Source organism: Christiangramia qingdaonensis, from assembly GCF_048381525.1.
In the GTDB taxonomy this organism is placed as follows: Bacteria; Bacteroidota; Bacteroidia; order Flavobacteriales; family Flavobacteriaceae; genus Christiangramia.
Genome location: NZ_JBLWIM010000012.1, coordinates 306,851 through 330,780, shown reverse-complemented (window position 1 = coordinate 330,780; position 23,930 = coordinate 306,851). Strand labels below are relative to the sequence as shown.

General features: G+C 39.6%; 20 protein-coding genes and 2 pseudogenes. 13 read left to right on the top strand and 9 right to left on the bottom strand.

Going from position 1 to position 23,930, the window contains the following annotated elements:
- Positions 1-97 precede the first annotated feature (97 nt).
- The 8 genes from ACNI3T_RS06360 to hemA form a co-directional block, all read right to left on the bottom strand.
- Positions 98-568, bottom strand: a complete 471-nt coding sequence (locus ACNI3T_RS06360) for a hypothetical protein (protein ID WP_418227110.1) — start codon at positions 566-568, stop codon at positions 98-100.
- Between the two features lie 80 nt (positions 569-648).
- Positions 649-993 (bottom strand): hypothetical protein, encoded by a 345-nt coding sequence (locus tag ACNI3T_RS06355; protein ID WP_418227109.1) that lies wholly within the window; start codon positions 991-993, stop codon positions 649-651.
- 62 nt (positions 994-1,055) lie between these two features.
- Entirely contained in the window at positions 1,056-2,024 is a 969-nt protein-coding gene (gene hemB, locus ACNI3T_RS06350; protein WP_418227108.1) for a porphobilinogen synthase, read from the bottom strand.
- A 39-nt stretch (positions 2,025-2,063) separates the two neighbouring features.
- Positions 2,064-2,966, bottom strand: a complete 903-nt coding sequence (gene hemF, locus ACNI3T_RS06345) for an oxygen-dependent coproporphyrinogen oxidase (protein WP_418227865.1) — start codon at positions 2,964-2,966, stop codon at positions 2,064-2,066.
- 52 nt (positions 2,967-3,018) lie between these two features.
- Complete coding sequence (hemE, locus tag ACNI3T_RS06340) at positions 3,019-4,044, bottom strand: uroporphyrinogen decarboxylase (protein WP_299152541.1); 1,026 nt, start codon at positions 4,042-4,044, stop codon at positions 3,019-3,021.
- Positions 4,041-4,706, bottom strand: a complete 666-nt coding sequence (locus tag ACNI3T_RS06335; RefSeq protein ID WP_418227107.1) for a uroporphyrinogen-III synthase — start codon at positions 4,704-4,706, stop codon at positions 4,041-4,043. The genes hemE and ACNI3T_RS06335 overlap by 4 nt, the downstream gene beginning before the upstream one ends.
- A gap of 3 nt (positions 4,707-4,709) precedes the next feature.
- A complete protein-coding gene (gene hemC, locus ACNI3T_RS06330; protein ID WP_418227106.1) occupies positions 4,710-5,627 on the bottom strand; it encodes a hydroxymethylbilane synthase in 918 nt (305 codons plus the stop codon).
- Positions 5,624-6,880, bottom strand: coding sequence for a glutamyl-tRNA reductase (gene hemA / locus ACNI3T_RS06325; protein WP_418227105.1), 1,257 nt, complete (start codon positions 6,878-6,880; stop codon positions 5,624-5,626). Before hemA ends, hemC begins: the two co-directional genes overlap by 4 nt.
- Positions 6,881-7,079: 199 nt before the next feature.
- On the opposite strand from hemA, the gene ACNI3T_RS06320 reads away from it, so the two are divergent.
- The 11 genes from ACNI3T_RS06320 (at position 7,080) to ACNI3T_RS06270 (ending at position 20,547) form a co-directional block, all read left to right on the top strand.
- On the top strand, positions 7,080-7,970 hold the full coding sequence (locus tag ACNI3T_RS06320) for an AraC family transcriptional regulator (protein WP_418227104.1): 891 nt from the start codon (positions 7,080-7,082) through the stop codon (positions 7,968-7,970).
- An 87-nt stretch (positions 7,971-8,057) separates the two neighbouring features.
- Positions 8,058-9,095: a ferrochelatase gene (gene hemH, locus ACNI3T_RS06315; protein ID WP_418227103.1), complete on the top strand. Its 1,038-nt coding sequence runs from the start codon at positions 8,058-8,060 to the stop codon at positions 9,093-9,095.
- Complete coding sequence (locus ACNI3T_RS06310) at positions 9,095-10,435, top strand: MATE family efflux transporter (protein ID WP_418227102.1); 1,341 nt, start codon at positions 9,095-9,097, stop codon at positions 10,433-10,435. The genes hemH and ACNI3T_RS06310 overlap by 1 nt, the downstream gene beginning before the upstream one ends.
- Before the next feature lie 61 nt (positions 10,436-10,496).
- Entirely contained in the window at positions 10,497-13,595 is a 3,099-nt protein-coding gene (locus ACNI3T_RS06305; protein ID WP_418227101.1) for a VPS10 domain-containing protein, read from the top strand.
- On the top strand, positions 13,596-14,144 hold the full coding sequence (locus ACNI3T_RS06300) for a CopD family protein (RefSeq protein WP_418227100.1): 549 nt from the start codon (positions 13,596-13,598) through the stop codon (positions 14,142-14,144).
- A 41-nt stretch (positions 14,145-14,185) separates the two neighbouring features.
- The gene (locus ACNI3T_RS06295; RefSeq protein ID WP_418227099.1) at positions 14,186-15,640 is read left to right on the top strand and encodes a sensor histidine kinase; all 1,455 of its coding nucleotides are present in this window, start codon (positions 14,186-14,188) and stop codon (positions 15,638-15,640) included.
- Between the two features lie 5 nt (positions 15,641-15,645).
- Complete coding sequence (locus tag ACNI3T_RS06290) at positions 15,646-16,428, top strand: enoyl-CoA hydratase/isomerase family protein (protein ID WP_418227098.1); 783 nt, start codon at positions 15,646-15,648, stop codon at positions 16,426-16,428.
- A 106-nt stretch (positions 16,429-16,534) separates the two neighbouring features.
- Entirely contained in the window at positions 16,535-17,608 is a 1,074-nt protein-coding gene (locus ACNI3T_RS06285; protein ID WP_418227097.1) for a PA0069 family radical SAM protein, read from the top strand.
- Between the two features lie 62 nt (positions 17,609-17,670).
- Positions 17,671-19,221, top strand: coding sequence for a hypothetical protein (locus tag ACNI3T_RS06280; protein ID WP_418227096.1), 1,551 nt, complete (start codon positions 17,671-17,673; stop codon positions 19,219-19,221).
- A gap of 1 nt (position 19,222) precedes the next feature.
- On the top strand, positions 19,223-19,780 hold the full coding sequence (locus ACNI3T_RS06275; RefSeq protein ID WP_418227095.1) for a DNA-formamidopyrimidine glycosylase family protein: 558 nt from the start codon (positions 19,223-19,225) through the stop codon (positions 19,778-19,780).
- 11 nt (positions 19,781-19,791) lie between these two features.
- Positions 19,792-20,547: a PoNe immunity protein domain-containing protein gene (locus tag ACNI3T_RS06270; protein ID WP_418227094.1), complete on the top strand. Its 756-nt coding sequence runs from the start codon at positions 19,792-19,794 to the stop codon at positions 20,545-20,547.
- 5 nt (positions 20,548-20,552) lie between these two features.
- Here the strand turns inward: ACNI3T_RS06270 and ACNI3T_RS06265 are convergent.
- A pseudogene (locus tag ACNI3T_RS06265) lies at positions 20,553-20,743 on the bottom strand (HD domain-containing protein); the annotation flags it as partial.
- 195 nt (positions 20,744-20,938) lie between these two features.
- Between ACNI3T_RS06265 and ACNI3T_RS06260 the strand changes: the two are divergent.
- Together ACNI3T_RS06260 and ACNI3T_RS06255 are read left to right on the top strand one after the other, a co-directional pair.
- Positions 20,939-21,721: an Fpg/Nei family DNA glycosylase gene (locus tag ACNI3T_RS06260; RefSeq protein ID WP_418227093.1), complete on the top strand. Its 783-nt coding sequence runs from the start codon at positions 20,939-20,941 to the stop codon at positions 21,719-21,721.
- Positions 21,722-21,868: 147 nt separating this feature from the next.
- Positions 21,869-23,904: pseudogene (locus tag ACNI3T_RS06255) on the top strand (alpha/beta hydrolase family protein).
- Positions 23,905-23,930 lie beyond the last annotated feature (26 nt).

Genomic DNA, 23,930 nt, shown 5'->3' with positions numbered 1-23,930 from the left:
CTAATTTATGTATTCTCAATTCAAATATTTAAAAAGAAATTATAAAACAAAAAGGTCTTTCGTACTGGAAAGACCTTTCTGGATTTTTGCTGATGGTTTAAGCAGCGATCAAAGGAGTTATTTTAGTTTCCCATTTTCGTGCCTGCTGTAATCGTATTTCAGGAGCAATAATGTCACTACCGGCTTCATCGTAGAAGCAAATAGATTTTGTACTTTGCTTTTGCATGGCAGCGAAATTTAAAGCCAGAAACTGGATTTTCTTTGAATTCCCTGCCTGTAGATCCTGCTGCAAATGTATTGTAGCATATTGATTAAGATCAATGATCTCAAAATGATCCTCACTTCCAGCTTTGCCGAAAATTAATTTTTTATTGCTCACGTCCAGTGCTATAATCGTGTTGCCAATCTGTTCAAACTCGTCAATTTTCAGTTTATTTTGGGTAGCAAAATCATAAGCTCGTTGCTTCACTTTTGAAGTGTGAGCATTGCTTTTTAAAATAAGGTATATAATAGGTATTGCGAAAAGAGCCAGAAGTCCCAGCCCTAAAGTTAGAGATATAGTATCCATATTGATTTAGTATTTAAAATGAAATAAATGGTGCTTTTCAGGTATACAAACCTGAATTAGCGTGATGTAATTCATTCTATTTACCAAAAACTATGGAATGGATAGAGAATTTTCTTCAGGTGAAACTGAAACCTGAAATTTGTGAAAATCTGTAGACCTTCTTTTTCTTCTGAAGTTACATCTTCAAAACTATCAAGGCTTCCGAAGAATTTTGAAAAATCGGACTCTTCAGCATTTACTTTTTCAGAGTAAGAAAAAACTTCATCAGGTAGATAAGCATTCTTGTTACTATGCGCCTGATTACACTGAAATTCATCAGTAGGCTTTATTTCCGAAGAAACTCCGGTAGCATAAACATTTGTACCAGCTAGCAGGAATACCTGAAGCAGTATTAGGCTTATCCATAAAAATTTACTGGATTTCATACAACAATGTTAAGCCAAAAACTGATTGCAGAAACAGAAGCAGTCTTATATTTTTCTAAAAATCAGGAAATTAATTTCACGGCATCTTTTGCGAAATATGAGGCTATCATATTCGCTCCGGCACGCTTTATAGCAGTTAACTGTTCCAGGATCACAGCGTCGTGGTCCAGCCATCCTTTCTCTGCCGCAGCTTTGATCATGGCATATTCACCACTTACCTGGTAGACGGCAACAGGTACGTTTACAGCATTCTTAATGTCACGAACAATGTCCAGGTAACACAGACCCGGCTTCACCATCACGATATCTGCACCTTCCTCGATATCCATCAAAGTTTCCTTGATAGCTTCATCACGATTGGCTGGATCCATCTGGTAGGTTTTCTTATCCCCAAAGCCTGGAGCAGAATCCAGAGCATCTCTAAACGGACCATAAAACGCGGAAGCGTACTTCGCGGAATAGCTCATAATGCCGGTATCATGAAAACCTTCATCCTCCAGCAAAGTTCTCATTTCAAAGATTCTGCCGTCCATCATGTCACTGGGCGCTACAAAATCTGCACCTGCCTTAGCGTGAGACAAAGCCATCTCTGCAAGAATCGCGGTGGTATCATCGTTCAGGATCTTACCATCATTTACGATCCCATCGTGACCATAAGAGGAATATGGATCCAGGGCAACATCTGTCATGATGACCATTTCAGGCGCGACATCTTTCACGGTTTTCACAGCTCTTTGCATCAATCCTTCAGGATTTATAGCTTCAGTACCTTTATTGTCTTTTAATTCATCCGGAACCTTTACAAATAGTAAAACCGACTTTAAACCAAGGCTCCATAATTCTTTTATTTCCTGCTTTAGAAGATCAAGACTATATCTATAATAACCAGGCATGGAAGCGATCTCTTCCTTAACCTGTTTTCCTTCTACCACAAAAATTGGCACCAGGAAATCGTTTGGAGAAATAAAAGTTTCTCTAACCAGTGATCTTACAGATTCGTTCGTACGTAGTCTTCGGTTTCTTCTAAGCATTGTCTGAATTTTTTAGTATTGCTGCAGGCGCAGTGTATTTTAAACCCAGTTTACAGGTCTTTCAAGCACCTGTATGAGTTTTTCTTCTTCACTTTCAGGTTCAGGATGATGATCATAAACCCATTGTACGTGAGGTGGAAGGCTCATGAGGATACTTTCTATTCTTCCGTTGGTCTTTAGCCCAAACAAAGTTCCTTTATCATGTACGAGATTAAACTCTACGTAGCGTCCACGTCGAATTTCCTGCCATTTTCTATTCTCTTCAGAATAAGGCAAATTCTTACGTTTTTCCACGATCGGAACATAAGCCTGTAAAAATGAATCACCAACATCGGTCACAAAATCATACCAGTCGGCAATCTTCATACGGTCATTTTCCTTTAAATAATCGAAGAAAAGTCCACCTATTCCCCTGGCTTCATTTCTATGTCCATTCCAGAAATATTCATCGCACTTCTTCTTAAAATCTGAATAGAAAGAAAACCCATGAGGATTGCAAGCTTTCTTACAGGTATAGTGAAAGTGTTTAGCATCTTCTTCAAATAGATAATAAGGAGTGAGATCCTGTCCACCACCAAACCACTGGTCGATCACAGTACCGTCTTTCTCATACATTTCAAAATAGCGCCAATTGGCATGAACCGTTGGAACCATTGGATTTTTAGGATGAAGTACAAGGCTGAGTCCGCAGGCAAAAAAGTCAACATCCCCAACTTTGAAATAACTTTGCATAGCCGGAGCCAGTGGTCCGTGAACAGCAGAAATGTTCACACCTCCCTTTTCGAATACATTTCCATTTTCGATCACACGGGTTCTACCGCCACCGCCTTCATTTCTTTTCCAGATATCTTCTTTGAATTTGGCGCCGCCATCGATCTCCTCCAGTTTTGAAGTGATCGAATCCTGCAATTGCTCAATATATCTGTAAAATTGCTCTTTCATGCTCATGAAGACTTTTCTGCTTGGGTTAGATTCTTATAACTTTAATGTTGGCCTATTCTCTGTATTCCTTAACAGCGTCTACGAAAGCTTTCGCATTATCCACGGGAATATTTGGTAAAATACCATGTCCAAGGTTAGCGATATAACGATCTTTTCCAAAGGCTTTGATCATATCGTTCACCATGTATTTAATTTCGATTGGTTTGGAATAAAGCCTGGCAGGATCAAAATTCCCTTGCAAAGTGATCTGTCCGCCACTTAAATAACGAGCATTTCGCGCATCACAGGTCCAGTCTACTCCAAGAGCAGCTGCTCCAGATTGTGACATATCTTTCAAGGCAAACCAACACCCTTTTCCGTAAGCAATTACAGGAACTTCATCTTTTAAAGCATCGATGATCTGTTGCATATATTGCCATGAGAATTCTTTGTAATCATTAGGCTCCAGCAATCCTCCCCAGGAATCGAAAAGCTGCACGGCATCTACACCGGCTTTTACTTTTTCTTTCAGGTAAGCGATCGTAGTATCAGTAATTTTCTGAAGTAATTTATGCGCAGCGATAGGTTCCATAAAACAGAATCTTTTTGCCTTATCAAAGGTTTTAGATCCCTGTCCCTGTACACAGTAACATAGAATGGTCCATGGAGAACCGGCGAATCCTATAAGTGGTACCTCATCATTTAATTCCTGTTTTGTAAGCTTGATCGCGTCAAAAACATAGCCGAGAGTTTCTTGCACATCTGGTACGATTACCTGTTCCACTTTTGCGGGAGTATCTACTGGATTTGGCAACCACGGGCCAACACCAGGCTTCATCTCCACCTCGATGTTCATGGCTTGTGGAACTACAAGAATATCACTAAAAAGTATTGCTGCATCCGGACCTATCTGGCGAATAGGCATTACCGTAATTTCAGTAGCAAGTTCAGGAGTACGGCAACGGGTAAAAAAGTCGTATTTCTCTTTAAGCTTCATGAAATCAGGAAGATATCTTCCTGCCTGTCTCATCATCCAAACTGGTGGACGTTCTACGCTTTCACCTCTAAGTGCTTTTAAAAAAAGGTCATTCTTGATCATTGCTGATGTTTTAAGTCTTTTCTAAATGTTTTTGCTACCACGGCGATCAGGTTTTCAATGCCGGGAGTTCCCGGAGTCACGATGCTGGTAGTATGTTTTTTAGCTTCGGAAGCTGTAGTATCTCCAATACAAAACGCAATGGAGTCAATCGTATTTTTGCTGGTATAGCTTTTCACACCACTTGGGCTGTAAAATAGAATTCCGTCGTAATCTGAATGAAATTCCTGGATATTCAACGTAGTTTTATAAACCTTAATTTCCTTAAGTGCTATATTTTGCTGCTGAAGTATCTTCGGAAGTTCATCAAGTCTCGAGTGCCCACAGAATAACTGAAATTCCCGATCAGGATAATTGTGGATGATGTTATTTGCCAGTTCATGAGCATAGGCTGTAGTTTCCAGAACATTATAACCCATCTGCTTCGCCAATATTGCAGTTTTCTTCCCCACACAAAAGCAATTGATAATATTCAGATTTTTTGATCTAATTGCTTTTAGTGAATTCTTGCTGGTAAAAATGGCATTCTGGATAGTTTGTTCAGGCAGATCAAAATTCAGAAATTCTATGTTGATCGCATCATACTCCGCGAATCCAATCCCACTAGTTAAAAGTAGTTCCTTCTGGTTGAGTGCTAGTTTTTTCGTGGAAAGTACGGTAGGCATTCATCAATTATTTAAAGCAGTTTTAATATGCTGCATCAATTCACGACCTCCATTATTTAAAACTTCCTGAGCGCAGATCGTTCCTAATCCATTCACTTGTGAAACCGGAACGCTTTTTTCTACTTCTATTTTCTTAGAACCATCAAGACTAAAAAGTGCTCCATGAAAATGAATATGACCATCGTGAATTCTGGCTAAGCCTCCAATTGGAGCGGTACAACCACCTTCAAGAACTTTAAGGAATTCACGTTCAACGTGTACACAGATTTGAGATTCCTGGTGGTTTAAAAGAGCCAGTGCTTTACGGCTTTCTTCGTCTTTCTTCATAGCTACGATTAGCATCGCTCCCTGAGCCGGTGCCGGGATCATCCAGTTTAGATCAATAAAGTTCTCTGGTTTGATCTCGATACGCTCCAGTCCGGCAGCTGCGAAGATGGCGCCATTCCAGTCATTATCTTCAAGTTTTTGCATGCGGGTATTTACATTCCCGCGAAGATCCACGACCTCGTGATCTGGATATTTGTGCAACCATTGAGCTTTTCGGCGTAAGCTACCCGTAGCGATCTTTCCTTTCTTGCTTTCCAGAAATTCAGTTCCTTTATGAACCAGAATATCCTTATTGCTCGCTCGTTTCATCACTGCTGCTTCCACGATTCCTTTTGGTAGTGCCGTAGGAACATCTTTCATGGAGTGAACCGCAATATCTACTTCGCCTTTGATCATGGCAACATCCAGGGTTTTCGTAAAAATCCCCGTGATTCCCATTTCATATAAAGGTTGATCTAAATTTAGGTCGCCAGTAGATTTTACAGGAACCAGTTCACTTTTATGACCAGTTCGCTCCAGTGCGTTCTGTGCGGTGCGTGCTTGCCACATCGCTAATTCACTATCGCGAGTGCCAATTCGAATTACTTTGCTCATTTGCTAACTTCTTCGAGTTGAAAGACCTTGTGGATCAATTCCAGGCTTTCATTCGTGGTTTCAGTATCTCCTTTGAGGTGATTTGCAAAATGTTTCATGATCTTCTGGATGATACGATTGCTTACTATTTCAGCATGTTCATCATTAAAATCCGACATTTTTTTACGCTGGAAATCCAGTTCATCATCCTTCATAGATCTTAGCTTTTTCTTCAAAGCTTTGATCGTTGGTGCAAACTTTCTTGTTTCCAGCCATTGATTGAAGTCGTTTTCAACTTCAGCAATGATCTCTTTTGCCTGTGGAATGAATTGTTTTCTTCTTTCCAGGGTTTCATCGGTCATTTGCGATAAATGATCTAGATGAATTAATTGCACGTTCGGCAATTCTTCAACATCTTCTGAAACGTTCTTCGGAATAGAAAGATCAAGGATCAAAAGATCTTTTTTAGAATAGATAAGTTCTTTCGAAACTGTAGGATTCTGAGCTCCGGTAGCAACGATCAAAATATCACTATTCCTGATCTCTGCCTGTAGATCTGCATAATCCTTAACGATAAGATCAAACTTACCAGCAACTTTTTCAGCTTTATCCTTTGTTCTGTTTATTAAGGTGATATGGTTATTACGGGTATGTTTTACCAGATTTTCACAGGTATTACGACCTATTTTCCCTGTTCCAAAGAGAAGAATGTTCTTATCTGAAACATTCTCTATATTCTTTAATATATACTGTACAGAGGCAAATGAAACTGAAGTCGCTCCACTTGAGATCTCTGTCTCGTTCTTAATTCTTTTACTGGCCTGGATGACAGCATTTACCAATCTTTCCAGGAATGCATTTACCAAACCAAGTTTCTTGGAACGTACAAAGGCAACCTTTAACTGACTTATAATTTCAAAATCACCTAGGATTTGGCTGTCCAGTCCTGTTCCAACCCTGAACATATGAGTAATCGCCTGTTTGTTCTTATAAACGTAGGCAACCTTCTCAAATTCTTCAACCGTTCCATGAGTATGCTCACAAAGCAATTTGATCAACTGGAAAGGATGTTCTGCGAAACCGTAAATTTCAGTACGATTACAGGTGGAAGTTAAGAGAATATCATCGATACCTTCGCGGCCAGCCTGTTTCAATAAATTTTCCTTCGCCTGTTCCGTAAGACTGAAATGTCCCCGAATCTCGGCATCAGCCTTTTTGTAGCTTAAACCTATCGTATAAAAATGCTTACCTCTTGAAATGTGATAATCTTCCATGTATCGATTTGGAAATACGTTTGCAAAAATAGCAGAAGAGTATTTCAAAAAATAACGCTAGAGGCACTAAATGTGTCGATAGATGATATTTATCAGCTTTTTAAAGTCCGAATCTTCAAAATGCGCTATTTTTGTAGTAAACAAAGCTGTTGTGAATAGATTTGTTTAGACTGATTCTAAATAAATAAATTTTCCGAGGATGGATGAAAGCAAAAAAAATAACGCTGTAAGTATTTCAGAAGAAATCAAGATCGAGGATGGTTTCTATATTCTGAAGTTTCAGAATGACACAGATGAGAATAAGATCATATCCCGCGAAATAGATAATAGTTTTATTCAATTTCACTTTAATGTGAAGGGAAACAGCAAGTTTCTATTCAATAGCGGAAGTTATGAATTACCACTTCCTGAAGAGAATTCACTTTTACTGTACAATCCTCAGCGCGATCTACCACTGCATTTATCCATGGAAAAGGAGAGCTGGCTGATTTCTTTGGTTATCTCCATTAAGAAATTTCACGCTTTATTTTCTCAGGAAGCAGATTATATCACCTTTTTGAGTGGTGACAATAAGGATAAAAAATACTATAAGGATGCTCAGGTGTCGCCTTCAACCGCGGTGGTATTAAACCAGATCATGAATTTCAATCTGACTCCCAGTATCAAAAACCTTTATTTTAAAGCGAAAGCTTTTGAGTTATTAAGTCTGTACTTCAATAAAGCGGAAAATCCAGATCTGGAACAATGTCCGTTTTTGAGTGATGAGGAGAATATTAAGAAGATAAGGAGAGCTAAAGATATCGTGATCGCAAGAATGGCTGAACCACCATCCCTGCAGGAACTTTCAGATGAAATTGGGCTTAGTCTTAAAAAGCTAAAAGAAGGTTTTAAACAAATTTATGGCGATTCGGTTTATAGCTTTCTGTTCGATTATAAAATGGAATATGCACGTAAGCTTCTGGAAACAGGTGAATATAATGTAAATGAAGTAGGACTGAAGGTTGGTTACAGTACGGCGAGTCACTTTATTGCCGGTTTTAAAAAGAAATTTGGAACCACGCCGAAGAAATATACATTGTCGGTTAGCTAACTGATTATTGAATCATAGAGAACACTAATTATAAATTGTATTTCAATAGACTTGTTAGTATTATTTTTGAGTTGAAAAAGAAAAATTATGAGTAAAGGCGTATTGCTGGTAAATCTGGGTTCTCCAGACAGTACCGACCCCAAAGATGTCAAGAAATATTTAGGTGAATTCCTTATGGATGAGCGAGTGATCGATGTGCCTTACTGGGCGAGAACACTACTGGTGAAGGGAATTGTATTGAACACCCGGCCTAAAAAATCTGCTGAAGCTTACCAGAAGATCTGGTGGGATGAAGGTTCTCCGCTAATTGTACTTTCAGAAAGACTTCAGAATAAGATTGATGAAAAGACATCTGTTCCAATTGCATTGGCAATGAGGTATGGAACTCCAAATATAAAACAAGGCTTACAGGAATTAAAGGATAAAGGAGTGGACGAAGTACTTCTATTTCCTTTATATCCACAATTCGCTATGGCTACTACTGAAACTATTCTTGTACTGGCTGAAGAGTTACGAAAAGAATTTTTTCCGGAGATGAGCTTCACGACGGTGCCACCATTTTATAATCATCCGGATTACGTACGAACACTGGCAAATAGTATTGCTGAAAATCTTGAAGGAAAAGAATATGAGCATTTATTATTTTCTTATCACGGTGTTCCCGAGCGACACATTCGCAAAAGCGATGTCACCAACTCACACTGTAAGATAGACGGCTCATGCTGCCAGACAGCATCAACTGCTCACCAGTTCTGTTATCGCCACCAGTGCTTTGAAACCACAAGGTTGGTAGCGGAACATTTGGGAATGAAGCCAAATACCTATAGCGTTTCCTTCCAGTCAAGATTAGGATTCGACCCATGGTTAAAGCCATATACAGACAGGACCATTGAAAGATTTGGAAAACAGGGAATGAAGAAGTTAGCCATTGTAACTCCGGCATTCGTTTCAGATTGTCTGGAAACACTGGAAGAAATTGCCATGGAAGGCGAAGAAATTTTCCATGAAGTTGGTGGGAAAGACTTCTCTGTTGTTCCATGTTTGAACGATCGTGAAGATTGGGTAAAAGTATTATCCAGATGGATCGATGAGTGGGCAACCCAGCAAACTCCGGTTGAGGCTTAATGGCCGTTCGAAATTCTAAGGAACTGGGTGATAAACCCATTGGTAAACTTCTTATTCAACAAGCTTTACCAGCATCTGTAGGAATATTGGTGATGTCCTTGAACATCCTGGTAGATACTATTTTTGTTGGAAACTGGATAGGCCCGATCGCAATTGCGGCCATCAATGTTGTTTTGCCTGTCTCTTTTTTTATAGCTGCTTTGGGTATGGCTATCGGAATAGGTGGAAGTTCGATCATTTCCCGGGCGCTTGGAGCAAATGAAGATTCCAAAGCCTTACGAACCTTTGGAAACCAGATCACGCTAACATTAGTTTTATCGATAGGCCTGGTCATCCCGGGATTGATATTTGTTGATGATCTCATTCCTGCATTTGGAGGAATGGGTGAGATCTTCGATCCTGCAAAGATCTATTATATCATCGTGCTCTGCGGTGTTCCTATGCTGGCATTGGCCATGATGGGGAACAACGTAATTCGGGCTGAGGGAAAACCTCGTTTTGCCATGATCGCAATGATCATTCCCTCTGTAGTCAATCTTATTCTGGATTATATTCTTATCAATAAGCTGAATATGGGAATGGAAGGTGCCGCCCTGGCAACAACTGCATCCTATTTCTTTTGCATGGCTTATATTATCTGGTTTTTTCTTTCGAAAAACTCAGAATTAAAGATCAGTTTCTCTCATTTCAACATGGATTTTCCTATTCTGAAGGAAATTTCAGCATTGGGAGTTGTCACGCTGGCCAGGCAGGCAGTAGTGAGTGTGACCTACCTTTTAATGAATAACATTCTTTTTGATCTTGGAGGAGAAGAATCTATCACCGTATATGCGATCATTGCGCGTATGCTTATGTTCGCACTCTTCCCGGTACTTGGAGTCACCCAGGGATTTTTGCCTATTGCTGGATTCAATTATGGCGCAGAGAACTTTAGTCGGGTTCGAAAAAGCATCAATACGGCCATTTTATACTCCTTCCTGATGGGGCTTTTGATCTTTGCCGGGATCATGATTTTCGCACCAGATATTGTCGCAATATTTACCACGGAACCAAGTATTCTGGAGCAAACACCTTCAGCAATGCGTTGGGTTTTTGCAGCGATTCCAATTGTAACAATTCAATTAATTGGAGCTGCTTATTTCCAGGCCATCGGGAAAGCTATGCCTGCATTTTTGCTAACCCTATCGCGGCAGGGATTTATTTTTATTCCGCTGGTTCTAATTCTTCCGAAGTACTATGGAGAACTCGGCGTCTGGATCTCTTTTCCAATTGCCGATGTACTTTCTACCATCATTACTGCCTATTTCTTGAATCGTGAGATTCGGCACACGCTCAAGTAAACTTCAGAAGCTTGAAAATTATAGTAAATCCTTATCTTTAAAGCAGACTAAACGATTTTCTATGAACCAATCTCTACTCAGGCTGTCAGTTTTTTTACTGCTCGCCATTCTTTTCAATTCACAAAAACATTTTGCACAGGATAATTCCGAAGAACTTTACGGCGCTCTGGAATATCGTCTAATAGGTCCTTTTCGAGGTGGACGAAGTGCTGCAGTAACCGGTGTTCCCGGCAAGCCAAATCTTTTCTATTTTGGAGCCGCAGGCGGTGGTGTCTGGAAAACAACGAATGGAGGTCGCAGCTGGAGCAATATATCTGATGGTTATTTTGGAGGTTCCATAGGAGCTATAGAAGTAGCAGAAAGTGATCCAAATGTGATGTATGTAGGAGGTGGAGAAAAAACGGTTCGTGGAAATGTCTCTTCTGGCTACGGAATCTGGAAAACCGAAGATGCCGGGAAGACCTGGACTTCCGCTGGATTAAAAAACAGTCGGCATGTTCCAAGAATCGTAATTCATCCGAAGGATTACAATACCGTATATGCAGCGGTTCTCGGAAATATTTACAAACCTACCGAAGCGCGGGGAGTTTATAAATCTACAGATGGAGGTAAGAACTGGAAAAAAATACTTTTTTCAAATGCAGATGCCGGTGCAGTAGATCTGATTATGGATCCCAACAATCCGCGAGTTTTATATGCGAGTACCTGGAATGTTCAGCGAACACCATATAGTCTTAGTAGTGGAGGAGAGGGATCAGCTTTATGGAAAAGTACAGATAGCGGGGAAACCTGGAAGGAAATTTCAGAAAATAAAGGTTTTCCAAAGGATACTTTAGGGATTATTGGCGTGACCGTTTCTCCGGCGAATAGTGAACGAGTATGGGCTATTGTTGAAAATAAAGAGAAAGGAGGCGTTTATCGCAGTGACGATGCCGGTGAAACCTGGAATTTGATCAATGATGATCGCAGCCTGAGACAACGTGCCTGGTATTATACACGTATTTATGCCGACTCAGAAGATGAAGACAAGGTATATGTGCTCAATGTGAATTATCATACAAGTACCGATGGCGGTAAGACTTACAGTTCTGCCAATGCACCACACGGCGATCACCACGATCTATGGATCGCTCCGGAGGATCCTCAGCGTATGATCATGGGTGACGATGGGGGCGCACAAATTACTTACGATGGTGGGGAAACCTGGAGTACGTACCACAATCAACCGACTTCTCAGTTTTACAGAGTAACTACTGATAATTCATTTCCGTATAGAATATATGCGGCACAGCAGGATAATTCTACGGTTAGAATCAGGCATAGAACAGAAGGTGGAAGCATTGGCGAAGGTGACTGGGAATCGACAGCCGGAGGAGAAAGCGCGCATATTGCCGTAGATCCTGAAAATCCTGAAATCGTTTATGGTGGAAGTTATGATGGATTTCTAACCAGGTATAATCATGAAACCGGGACTGTGAGAAGTATTAGTGTTTGGCCAGATAATCCAATGGGTCATGGAGCCGAAGATCTCAAATATCGTTTCCAGTGGAATTTCCCTATTTTCTTCTCTCCACATGATCCTGATAAATTGTATACCGCGTCCAATCATTTGCATATGACTACGAATGAGGGGGAAAGCTGGGAAGAAATTAGTCCTGATCTTACGAGAAATGACAAGTCTAAACAAAAGTCTTCCGGAGGACCTATTACCCAGGATAATACTTCCGTAGAATATTATAGTACTATTTTCGCTGCAGCAGAGTCGCCTTTAAAGGAAGGTTTGCTCTGGACTGGTAGTGATGACGGCCTGGTACATGTTTCCAGAGATGGCGGTGAGAATTGGGAAAATGTAACTCCTAAAGGAATGCCGGAGTGGATGATGATCAATAGCATTGAACCTTCTGTTTTTGATGAAGGCACGGCATATATCGCGGGAACCAGGTACAAACTGGGAGATTTCGCTCCTTATTTATATAAAACGACCAACTATGGAAAGTCCTGGAAAAAGATCACCTCTGGAATTTCTTCGGAACATTTTACAAGGGTGGTTCGTGAAGATCCTGAGAAGCAAGGCTTGCTTTACGCAGGAACTGAAACCGGAATGTATATTTCATTTGATGACGGAGCGAACTGGAAAACTTTTCAGTTGAATTTGCCAATAGTACCAATCACCGATCTTGCCATCAAAGAAAATAACTTGATCGTGGCTACGCAGGGAAGAAGTCTCTGGATCATCGATGATCTAAGCCTGTTACACCAGTTGGACTCAGTTGAAAAGGATCAGGATCATTTATTCAAGCCGAAAAATTCCTATAGAATGGATGGCAGATCCCGGGAAAGTGCTACAGCCGGGACGAACCATCCCGCGGGAGTAATGACCTATTTTTTTCTGAAGGATCCTGAAGGGAAGAAAGTCAAATTAAGCTATTTAAATACTGAAAATGATACTATTCAAAGCTTCTCTTCTGAAGCAAAAAAGAACAAACTGGAAGTAAGTAAAGGAGCCAATCAGCATGTTTGGGATATGCGTGGTGAAGGCGCTGAACGACTTGACGGAATGATCCTTTGGTGGGCAAGTACAGATGCTCCACAGGCGGTTCCCGGAAATTATAAAGTAGTTCTGGAAGTGGATGATGAGGTGATGACTCAGGACTTTGAAATCCTTGCAGATGCCAATGCCGAAACCGACCAGGCAGGTATGCAAAAACAATATGACTTCATTACCAGCGTGAATAAAACCGTAGACAATGCTCACCAATCTATCAAAAAGATGAGAAAGGTCGATGCACAACTGAAGGATTTTCAAAAGCAGTATAAAAACAATGAGCAGGTAAAACCCTTGCTCGAAAAAGCGAAAACCCTTAGCGAGCAACTTTCAGAAATAGAAAATGCGCTTTACCAGACCAAGAATCGTAGTAACCAGGATCCGCTTAATTTCCCGATAAAACTCACCAATAAACTGGCGCATTTAAACAGTCTCGTAGGAATGGACGATTTTCCACCAACTCAGCAGGATATTGCAGTTAAAGACCAACTTACTGCCAGTATCAACGAAGAATTGAATAAATTTGACCAGCTTTTAGAAGAAGAAGTAAAAGCTTTTAATAAGGAATTTAATGCGATGGATCTTAATTATCTATTCGTGGAGACTGAAGACTAAATGGAGTACTATAATTATATCAAAGCCCTGCACCTTATTTTCGTAATTACGTGGTTTGCCGGGCTTTTTTATATTCCGCGCTTATTCGTCTACCAGATCGAAGCTGCAGAAAAGCCGGAACCGGATAGAACGATTCTCGGAGATCAGCTGAAACTGATGGCGAAAAGGCTCTGGTTCATTATTACCTGGCCTTCTGCGATCCTGGCGAGCGCTTTCGCCATTACGTTACTGGCGATGGTTCCTGGCTGGCTCGAGCAACCCTGGATGCATGTGAAACTTGGTTTTGTAGTGCTACTATTTGCCTATCATTTCAAGACCCATCTAATTTTTAAAGAACTGCAGAAAGGGATTATTAACTGGACTTCAAACGGAATGCGAATCTGGAATGAGGGAAGCACGCTTATCCTGTTTTCAGTAATTTTCCTGGTCATCGTGCGGGATGCTATTAACTGGATCTACGGAGTTCTTGGAATTTTTCTACTCGGGATCATGTTAATGCTAGGGATCAAATTATACAAAAGAATACGCTCAAGGAACCCCAATGCCTGAAATGGTTCGATAATTGTTGCCTTGAAGCGAAGCCTGCCTATATGAAGATGCTAAAATTATCCTTACGAACTAGAATTTTTATCTCTATGATCCTGCTGGTTCTGGGGGCATCTATTCTAATTTTTGGGGTTACCGTGTACCAATATAAACAGGAAGCCGAAAGTTATCACGAAGAACGGCTGGAGCGTAAGCAAAGAGCGATCCTTGAAAATATCAAATTTGTACTTGCCAGTACAACTTATGTTGTAGATACAGAAAACCTTGAACCTATTTTTACTGAAAGGGATAAGATCGATGAGATGGCCGAAGTTCACGAAATGCAGATCCATATTTATGATCTCGACGGAAGCCTTATTATCAAGTCCAACGAATCCTTTTTTAAAGATTCCACTTCCGTTAGTATTCCGGAAAGCGTACTAAGTAAGCTGGATGCTACTACTACCAAGCATTATTTGAAGAAAACTGAAGTCAACGGACAAAAATACCAGTCGTCATACAGTTATATTACCGATGGAAAATTTAAACCACTGGCGATTCTGTATTTACCATATGTTCAGGATGATAGTCTGCTGAACAGGGATTTAAACAATTTCCTTGTGCGCATGGCTGAGGTCTATCTTTTTATGCTGTTGATAGCCATTATTCTGTCCTTCTTTCTTTCAAAATATATCACCAAATCGCTGAAGATCATTTCTGAAAAAATCAACCAGACCAGACTGGATAAGCGAAACCAGAAGATCGAACTCTCTAATGCAACAGAAGAGATCTACGCGCTGGTTTCGGCATATAACAGTATGATCGATGAGCTTGAGGAAAGTGCTGTAAAACTTGCTACCAATGAGCGGGAACAAGCCTGGCGGGAAATGGCCAAGCAGGTAGCGCATGAGATCAAGAATCCGTTAACACCTATGCGCTTGAGCGTACAAAGTTTTCAGCGTAATTTTGATCCGGAAGATCCCGAAATTCATCATAAAGTTGACGAATACAGCGAAACACTCATCAACCAGATCGATACAATGAGTTCAATTGCTTCGGCATTCTCGAACTTTGCAAAAATGCCTGCACAACAAAATGAAACTTTGAATGTGCCCAAGATCGTAAAGCTGGCACTGGATATTTTTAATGAGAAATACATTGAATTTCAATGTGACCAGGAAGAGATCCTGGCAAAATTTGATCGTACGCAACTAATCAGGGTAGTGACAAACCTTGTTAAAAATGCTACTCAGGCACTTCAGGATGTAGAAGATCCTCGAATTATGGTGTCGGTCGAAGAAGAGGAAAATACCGTTCTTATTTCGGTTTCCGATAATGGAATGGGTATTTCCGAAGAAAATAAAACAAAGGTTTTTGAACCTAAATTCACCACGAAATCAAGCGGAATGGGATTAGGCCTTGCCATGGTAAAAAATATCGTGGAAACTTATAAGGGGACAATTAGCTTCGTTTCCAAACAAAATAAAGGCACTATCTTTAACGTACGATTTCCAAAATAAAGATTATGAGTTATCAGAACATTTTAGAAGAGATTGAAAACGAAATATTAACGATTACTATAGATCGACCAAAGAAGCTAAACGCTCTTAATAGAGAGACGATTCTTGAGCTTCACCAGGCTTTTAAAGCGGCGAAGGATAATGACGAGGTAAAAGTCGTAATTATAACGGGAAGTGGAGAGAAGGCTTTTGTAGCTGGAGCAGATATTAGTGAATTTGCCGACTACTCACCAAAAGAGGGGAAGAAACTTTCAGCAGATGGACAGGAAAAGCTTTTTGATTATGTAGCTAATTTTTCTAAACCTGTTATTGCAGCTGTAAATGGATTTGCTCTTGGTGGCGGACTCGAACTTGCTATGGCAGCTCATTTTAGAATTGCCAGTGATAATGCCAAAATGGGATTGCCGGAAGTATCTCTTGGAGTGATCCCGGGATATGGTGGAACTCAAAGATTACCACAACTGGTAGGGAAAGGTCGCGCGATGGAAATGATCATGACCGCGGGAATGATCGATGCAAACCAGGCTTTGCAATACAACCTGGTAAACCATGTAACTTCCCAGGAAGAATTAATGGAACTGGCTGTAAGTCTGGCTCAGAAGATCATGAAAAACTCCATGGTTGCTATTTCTACGGCGATCAAAGCGATTAATGCAAACTATGAAGATGGCGTTGATGGTTTTGAAGTGGAAGTAAAAGGTTTTGGAGATAGTTTTGGTACTGAAGACTTTAAAGAGGGAACTTCAGCATTTCTAAATAAGCGCAAAGCCGACTTTCCAAATAAATAAAATACAGGCTCCTATCTAAAAATTTAGATTTGAAGATGGAGCTTTTCCTTTGAATTTTAACTAGGATAAAATCCATTAAAAAGGAATAATTCCATAATTTTGAATTATGAGTTATGAGGATTTTATCAAAGGCCGAGGTGCCCAGAAAAACAGCAGTAATAAGTTTGATGCGCATAGTCATGAAACCAGGGACGACTTTCTAAATTATTGCAATGCGGAAGGGGAAGAAGCGGTTAATTTTAAAACCACAACTATTGAAACTTTCCCGAAGAGTATCGTAAACAAAGTAACCAGTCCCGATGTTGGGATGGACTTTTCATTAAATCCCTACCAGGGCTGTGAACATGGCTGTATTTACTGCTACGCCCGTAACAGTCACGAATTCTGGGGTTATAGTGCGGGTCTGGACTTTGAACAGAAGATCCTGGTCAAAAGAAATTCGGTTGAACTTTTAGAGAAAAAGCTGAAGAGCAAATCCTGGCAGGCGCGACCTATCGTCCTGTCTGGAAATACCGATTGTTACCAGCCAATTGAAAAGGAACTCAAAATTACCAGAAGTTTGCTGCAAACCTTTCTGAAGTACCGGCACCCGGTTGGTATGATCACGAAGAATTCCCTCATTTTACGCGATCTGGATATTCTAAGAGAACTGGCTCAGGACAGGCTTGTACATGTAAATATCAGTATCACCACCCTACAGGAACATACGCGTAGAGTGCTGGAGCCAAGAACCGCCAGTATAAAAAAAAGATTGGAAACAGTAGAAAAGCTGGCGGCAGCAAATGTTCCTGTAAGTGTGATGATGGCGCCTATCATACCATCAATCAATAATCACGAAATTATGCCGCTGGTAAGGGAAGTGGCTAATCGAGGTGCTCGCGGTGTAGGTTATACGATCGTGAGACTGAATGGAAGCATTGGAGAGATCTTTACAGACTGGATAAGGAAATCCATGCCAGACAGGGCCGATAAGGTTTTAAACCAGATTGCCAACATTCATGGAGGTAGTCTGAATGATAGCAGGTTTGGTACTCGAATGAAGGGAGAAGGCCAGTTTGCAGAACAGGTAAAGCAGCAGTTTAAAATCGCCCGTAAAATGTATCTGCAGGATCGTAAAAAGCCTAGTCTCAACTGTAAGTTGCATGAGGAATATAAAGATGGACAGACGAAGCTTTTTTAGATGCAAACGTTATTTTCGTTAAAATTGAATATTTTAGTAGATACGAACTAAAATCAGTAAAAATGAAAAAGCTTTTCATCTTGTTTATTATTGTAACAGGGGCAGTTACCGAATTTACAGCTCAAAATATAGCGACTCCAATTGATGTAAAAATATCGGAAACATTTAAGGATAGTAAAAAGATGACTACGCTGGCATTTTCTGTTGAAGATGGTAAAGGAGGTGTTATAATTGGCAGAAATTATAATAAGGGCTGCTATATTGAACATTACAACGAGCAGCTAAAACTTGTTGAAGAATATGAAATGCAAATGGATAATAAACGGAGTAGAATTCTTGATGCATTTACTAAAGATTCGAAGTTAATGCTTGTCGAGTATCTACAAAATGCAGATGCCGAAGAACTTCAATATGTGATGCACAAAACCGATATGGATAAGTTTGCATTTGAGAGCTCAGTTCTTTTCAGTATTCCATTCTCTGAGTATAAGAAGAATATTCTAGAAGATATTTGGAGTAAGAGCATATTTGGAATGGGCAAGGAAGATCAGGACGCTTCCGGAGAAATGAGTGTTTCCAGAAATAGAAATTATATTGCATTTTATCAGGACATTAAGGATAATGAGAAAGAAAGCCACAGCATTTACGTCTTCGATAACAATCTGAAGAAAATCTATGAGCACTCCTTCAGCAGCGATATTCCTGACCGGAAATTTACGATTCAGAATGTTGATATAAGTGATGAGGACGGTACCGTTTACCTATTAGGTAAGACTAGCCCAAAAGAAGCAAAAAGTAAAGAGGATGGAGGAAAGTATTTCTATGAGCTCTTTAAGATCGATGCTTCAGGAAAGAAAAGTTTGCAGTTTGATAGCGACGATAAATTTGCAGCTTCCTTGACTACGGTAATCGGTGAGAATAAGATTATATGTGCTGGATTTTACTCAGATCGTAAGGATACACGTTACAAAGGAGTGGTTCATTTCAGTATAAACCCAGACGATCTTAGCATTCAAAGTTCAAAATACTCGCCATTCTCAGACCAGTTCATTATCGACAAATACGGGAAGGATAAAGATAAAGAGCTAAGAAATATCGTTTTTAGAAATTCACACATAGATGCTGATAACAATTTGATCTTAGCTGGAGAAGAACATTTCGTGAGATTTGTGAATGGTGGCCAGATGGGTAATTCTTATATCAATTATTTTTTCATGGATATCATAGCTGTTAAACTTGATCCAGAAGGAGAGTTGATCTGGTCAAGAAATATTAATAAAGGCCAAACCGCTCTGGTACTCGATCCAGCAGCATCTTACTCTAGTACCTATAAAGATGGAAAACTTTTATTCTTTATAAATGGGAATGACAAAGTAAAAAAAATGAGTAAGGATCGTATTGGTTTTCCAGATGCGAGAAATAAAAATATGAATATGTTTGCCATAGAAATCGATAAAAATGGTGATTTCAATTATCAGATCATTGTTCCTGAAGACGATGCCGATGTTGCATTTGGTGTGTCTGAAGGAATATTTCTGAATAATGGAGAACAGATTATTTTTCAGGGTAGATTAAAGAGAAAGAAACAAATTGCTAAATTAACTTTGAAATAAGATGCCAGAATTACCAGAAGTCGCCTATCAAAAATTATATATTGATTCCACCAGCCTTCATCAGAAGATTGTAAAGGTGGATACGGGTGCAGATAAGATCTTCCAATCACCTAAACAAGAATTTAAGGATAGACTTCAAGGAAATGAGATCAAAGCGGTTTCTCAAATTGGAAAATATCTTTTTCTGGAACTTAAAGAGCATGGTTTTCTGGTAGTTCACTTCGGAATGACGGGTAGAATGGACTTTTTCCAGCACGATGATTTCCACAAGCATGCGCAGCTAACGCTTACTTTCGACAACGGAGGTAAACTGTCTTTTATCTGTCCGCGGAAATTTGGGAAACTATTTCTTACTGATGACATTGAAGACTTCAGAAAAGAGAAGAAACTTGGACCTCATGCAACTGAAGTTTCAGAAGAAGAATTCATAGAGCTTTTCAACAACAAAAAAGGTAATGTGAAAACTGCATTAATGGACCAGGCTTTTATTGCAGGTCTGGGAAATCTATATGTTGACGAGTCAGGCTACCCTATAAATCATTATTATCCGGATCTTTAAATATTATAAAAATGGAAAAATTTGATTTTCAAAGCACTCTGGATAATTTTAGTATTTTAAATGAAATCAATATACAAAGCTTAGATAAAGATTTGAGTCCTCACAGGAGAAACCTAAATAATTTTGCAGTCTTCAGTATAGCTTTAAAATCATGGATTGCTAGGTATTCAAAAGGAGAAGATATTACCGAATTAAGCATTTCATTCGAAGAACTGAATAAAACATTGAAGAACAGATGGAATAAAGAAGCCATAAAGGTATATGTGGGTAGAAATCGAGAGGAATTAAATCAGTTACATTATGATAATTATGTGAATATACTTTGGTTTTTTAGTATCTCTATTCTTTTAGAATCTGAAAAAGGAAACAAAACGGTATCTACCATCATTAAAGAGTGTGAGGTACAAGACTTGATTTTCAACTATTACATTAATAATGTATTTGATGAAGATCAAAATTTGGTTGAGGAAAGTTATACCCGTTTTTTTATGATTCCTCAAAAATTTAAAAGATTAAGAGAGATTATTTTAGAACAGAATTTAGATACCTGTAAAATAATGATCGAGCAATACTTAAAAAAATACTGGCTTAAGAGTTATAATAAGTATGGAAGTGAAATGGGGCTGGAAAGCACAAAAACAAGAGCTGAAGGAAGGTATTTTTATGGTTTTTGGGCTTTTGAGGTAGCTGCTGTTGCTAAATTAAAGGGATTTGGAGAAGAGGAGTTTAAACATCTACCTTACTTCCCAACCTTTAATGATAGATAAAGGTTTTAAACTTCTCCATTCCACTCCTTATAGAATTGCTGAAGATAGTCTTCCATAAAACGATGGCGATTTTCAGCAAATTTTTTTCCTGTTTCGGTGTTCATTCGGTCCTTCAGCAACAACAGTTTTTCATAAAAGTGGTTGATAGTTGGAGCTTCGAAGCTGTATATTCTTCCTTGCTCATCTGCAGGTTTGGCACCCGAATGAAAGGCGAAGGCCAGTTCTCGGAGCAGGTAAAGCAGCAGTTTAAAATTGCTCGAAAAATGTATCTTCAGGATCGTGAAAAGCCCAGTCTTAAATGTAAGTTGCATGAGGAATACAAGGATGGGCAAACGAAGCTTTTTTAATTTTTCTGAAATTTCTATTTGTACTAACTTGAAAACAAAAAGCTATGCCAGAATTACCAGAAGTCGCCTATCAGAAATTATATATTGATTCCACCAGTCTTCATCAGAAGATTGTAAAGGTGGATATGGGAGCAGATAAGATCTTCCAGTCACCTAAAAAAGAATTCAAGGACAGACTTGAAGGAAACGAGATCAAGGCGGTTTCTCAAATTGGTAAATATCTTTTTCTGGAACTTGAAGAGCACGGTTTTCTGGTAGTTCACTTCGGAATGACGGGTAGAATGGAATTCTTCCAGCATGATGATGTTCATAAACATGCGCAGCTAACACTTACTTTCGACAACGGAGGTAAACTGTCTTTTATCTGTCCGCGGAAATTCGGGAAACTATTTCTTACTGATGACATAGAAAACTTCAGAAAAGAGAAGAAACTTGGACCTCATGCCACTGAAGTTTCAGAAGAAGAATTCATAGAGCTTTTCAGCAATAAAAAAGGCAATGTGAAAACTGCATTGATGGACCAGGCTTTTATTGCAGGTCTGGGAAATCTATACGTTGACGAGATGCTGTTTCAAACAGGGATTCATCCAAAATCGAAATGCGAGAATCTCGGTGACAAGGATCTAAAGGCTATGTTCAAAAAGATGAATATCATCCTGGAAACTGTTACAAAAAGCAAAACCGAAGATGAAAACATTCCAGATTCCTACCTGCGTGGTCATCGCGATACAGGTGGAGAATGTCCTAATGGCAAAGGCAAAATTGAGATGATAAAAATAGGAGGAAGAAGCACCTATTTCTGTCCCGATTGTCAGGAGATTAGATAGTTTACATTTATATCAAGCATAGGCCTACTCGGCTGCCAGATGCTTTATATCAAAATCCTAATATTTTATTAGTACTACCGGGCTTCCGAACTTGATTCGGTAGTTTTGCAGGAAGACATTCTAAACATTGCTTCATCCAGGTTCCCTATGACCTATGTGGGAACGTTGAAAGATGAAACAATAAAGGGAATAAATTAGCAATCCGGGCCGGAATCCCGTTAAAACTACATAAGATCGTGAAAGAAAAACCAGGAAATACCACATTACCATCAAGTAAGGAAGAGCTCGCCAAACTGGCCGCTTTGGAATCCGGGAACTATAAATATTCAGTTGAAGATTACTTTAAAACTCCGGAAGCAATTTCGTTCAAATTATCTCCAGATGGAAAATACATTGGATATATGAAACGAAGAGCTTCGGGAGAACGGGATCTTTACCTGAAAGAAGTTTCTTCAGAAAAAGAAATGTTGCTAAAAAAACAGGGAGAGGACCTTATTCGTGGATTTGCATGGGCTACTAAAGACCGTATTGTCTATATGCAGGATAAAGGCGGTGATGAAAATTACCATATTTATGGGGTGGATATTTCCGGAGCAAATGATGTAGACCTTACTCCGTATGATGAGGTGCGTGCCAACATCTTATCTTCTTTAAAAGAAGATAAAGATCATATGATCATCCAGATGAATAAAGACAACTTGCAGCAGGAAGAGCCTTATCTATTGAATGTGAATAATGGAGAGATCACAAAACTTTACACAGTAAAAGAAGGTGATGATCCAGTAGCAGGTTACAACTTTGACAGTAAAGGAAATCTTCGTGCAATTACAAAAATCAAGGACGGGGTTAATACGGAATTACTATATAAGATCGATGGTGAATTCAAGCAGTTAAAATATACAGATTTTAGTGATGCCTTCAGTATTTCTTCATTTAATGTAGATTCTGAAAATCCAGATCTTGCTTATGTAGTTTCCAATCTGGATGGTGATAAGACCGAAATACAGATATATGATCTTAAGCAGAATAAGAAGATAGAAACCATATTCAGTAATGAAACATTTGACGTTTCAGGGTTGACGCTGTCGAGAAAGCGTGATTACGAAATTGACTACTTCAGCTACACCGGTGAAAAAACCGTAGTGGTTCCTGTAAGTGAAACCTATAAAAAAATCTACGTAAGACTAAAAAAGGAGTTTGGAGACAAACAATTCTATACAGCTGGCAGAACAGATGATGAAAGTAAATATATGATCGCTGTGACCAGCGATAAGATCGTTGGCGAGTATTACCTGTACGATGTGGAGCAAGACGAAGTAACTTTGCTATATAAGTTATTACCGCAATTAAAGCCGGAGGATATGGCCTCTATGAAGCCGATCACTTTTGAAAGCCGGGATGGCAAAACCATTTATGGATATATCACGCTTCCGCAAGACTATAAAGCGGGACAGAAATTACCACTTATAGTGAATCCTCATGGCGGCCCGCAGGGAATTAGAGATTACTGGGGTTTTAATCCTGAAGCTCAGCTTTTCGCCAGTCGTGGTTATGCTACCCTTCATGTGAATTTTAGAATTTCGGGTGGGTACGGAAAAGAATTTTTAAAAGCTGGGTTTGGCGAAATAGGCCGTAAAGTAATGGATGATGTCGAAGATGGAATAGACTTCGTGATCGATCAGGGGTGGGTAGATAAAGACAAAGTTGCTATTTACGGTGGAAGTCATGGTGGTTATGCGGTGCTTCGCGGAATGACCAAAACTCCTGAGAAATACGCCTGTGGTGTGGATTATGTGGGAGTAAGTAATCTAAACACGTTCATGCAAACCATCCCGCCATACTGGGAAAAATACAGGGAGATCATGTACAAGATCTGGTATAATCCAGACAATCCTGAAGAACAGGCTATCATGAATGAAATTTCACCTGCCCTGCATGTGGATAAAATCAAAAGGCCACTGTTCGTAGTGCAGGGTGCAAATGATCCACGGGTGAATATCGATGAAGCAGACCAGATCGTGGAAAGCTTGAGAGCACGCGGAGTGGAAGTGCCTTATATGGTAAAGTATGATGAAGGCCACGGTTTTGGGAAGGAAGAAAACCGACTCGATCTTTACAAAGCCATGATGGGCTTCTTTGCGGAACATCTAAAAGATAAAGAAGTTGGTCCGTTAAAGGGTTAATACTTGCGGAAATTGATTTATTAGAG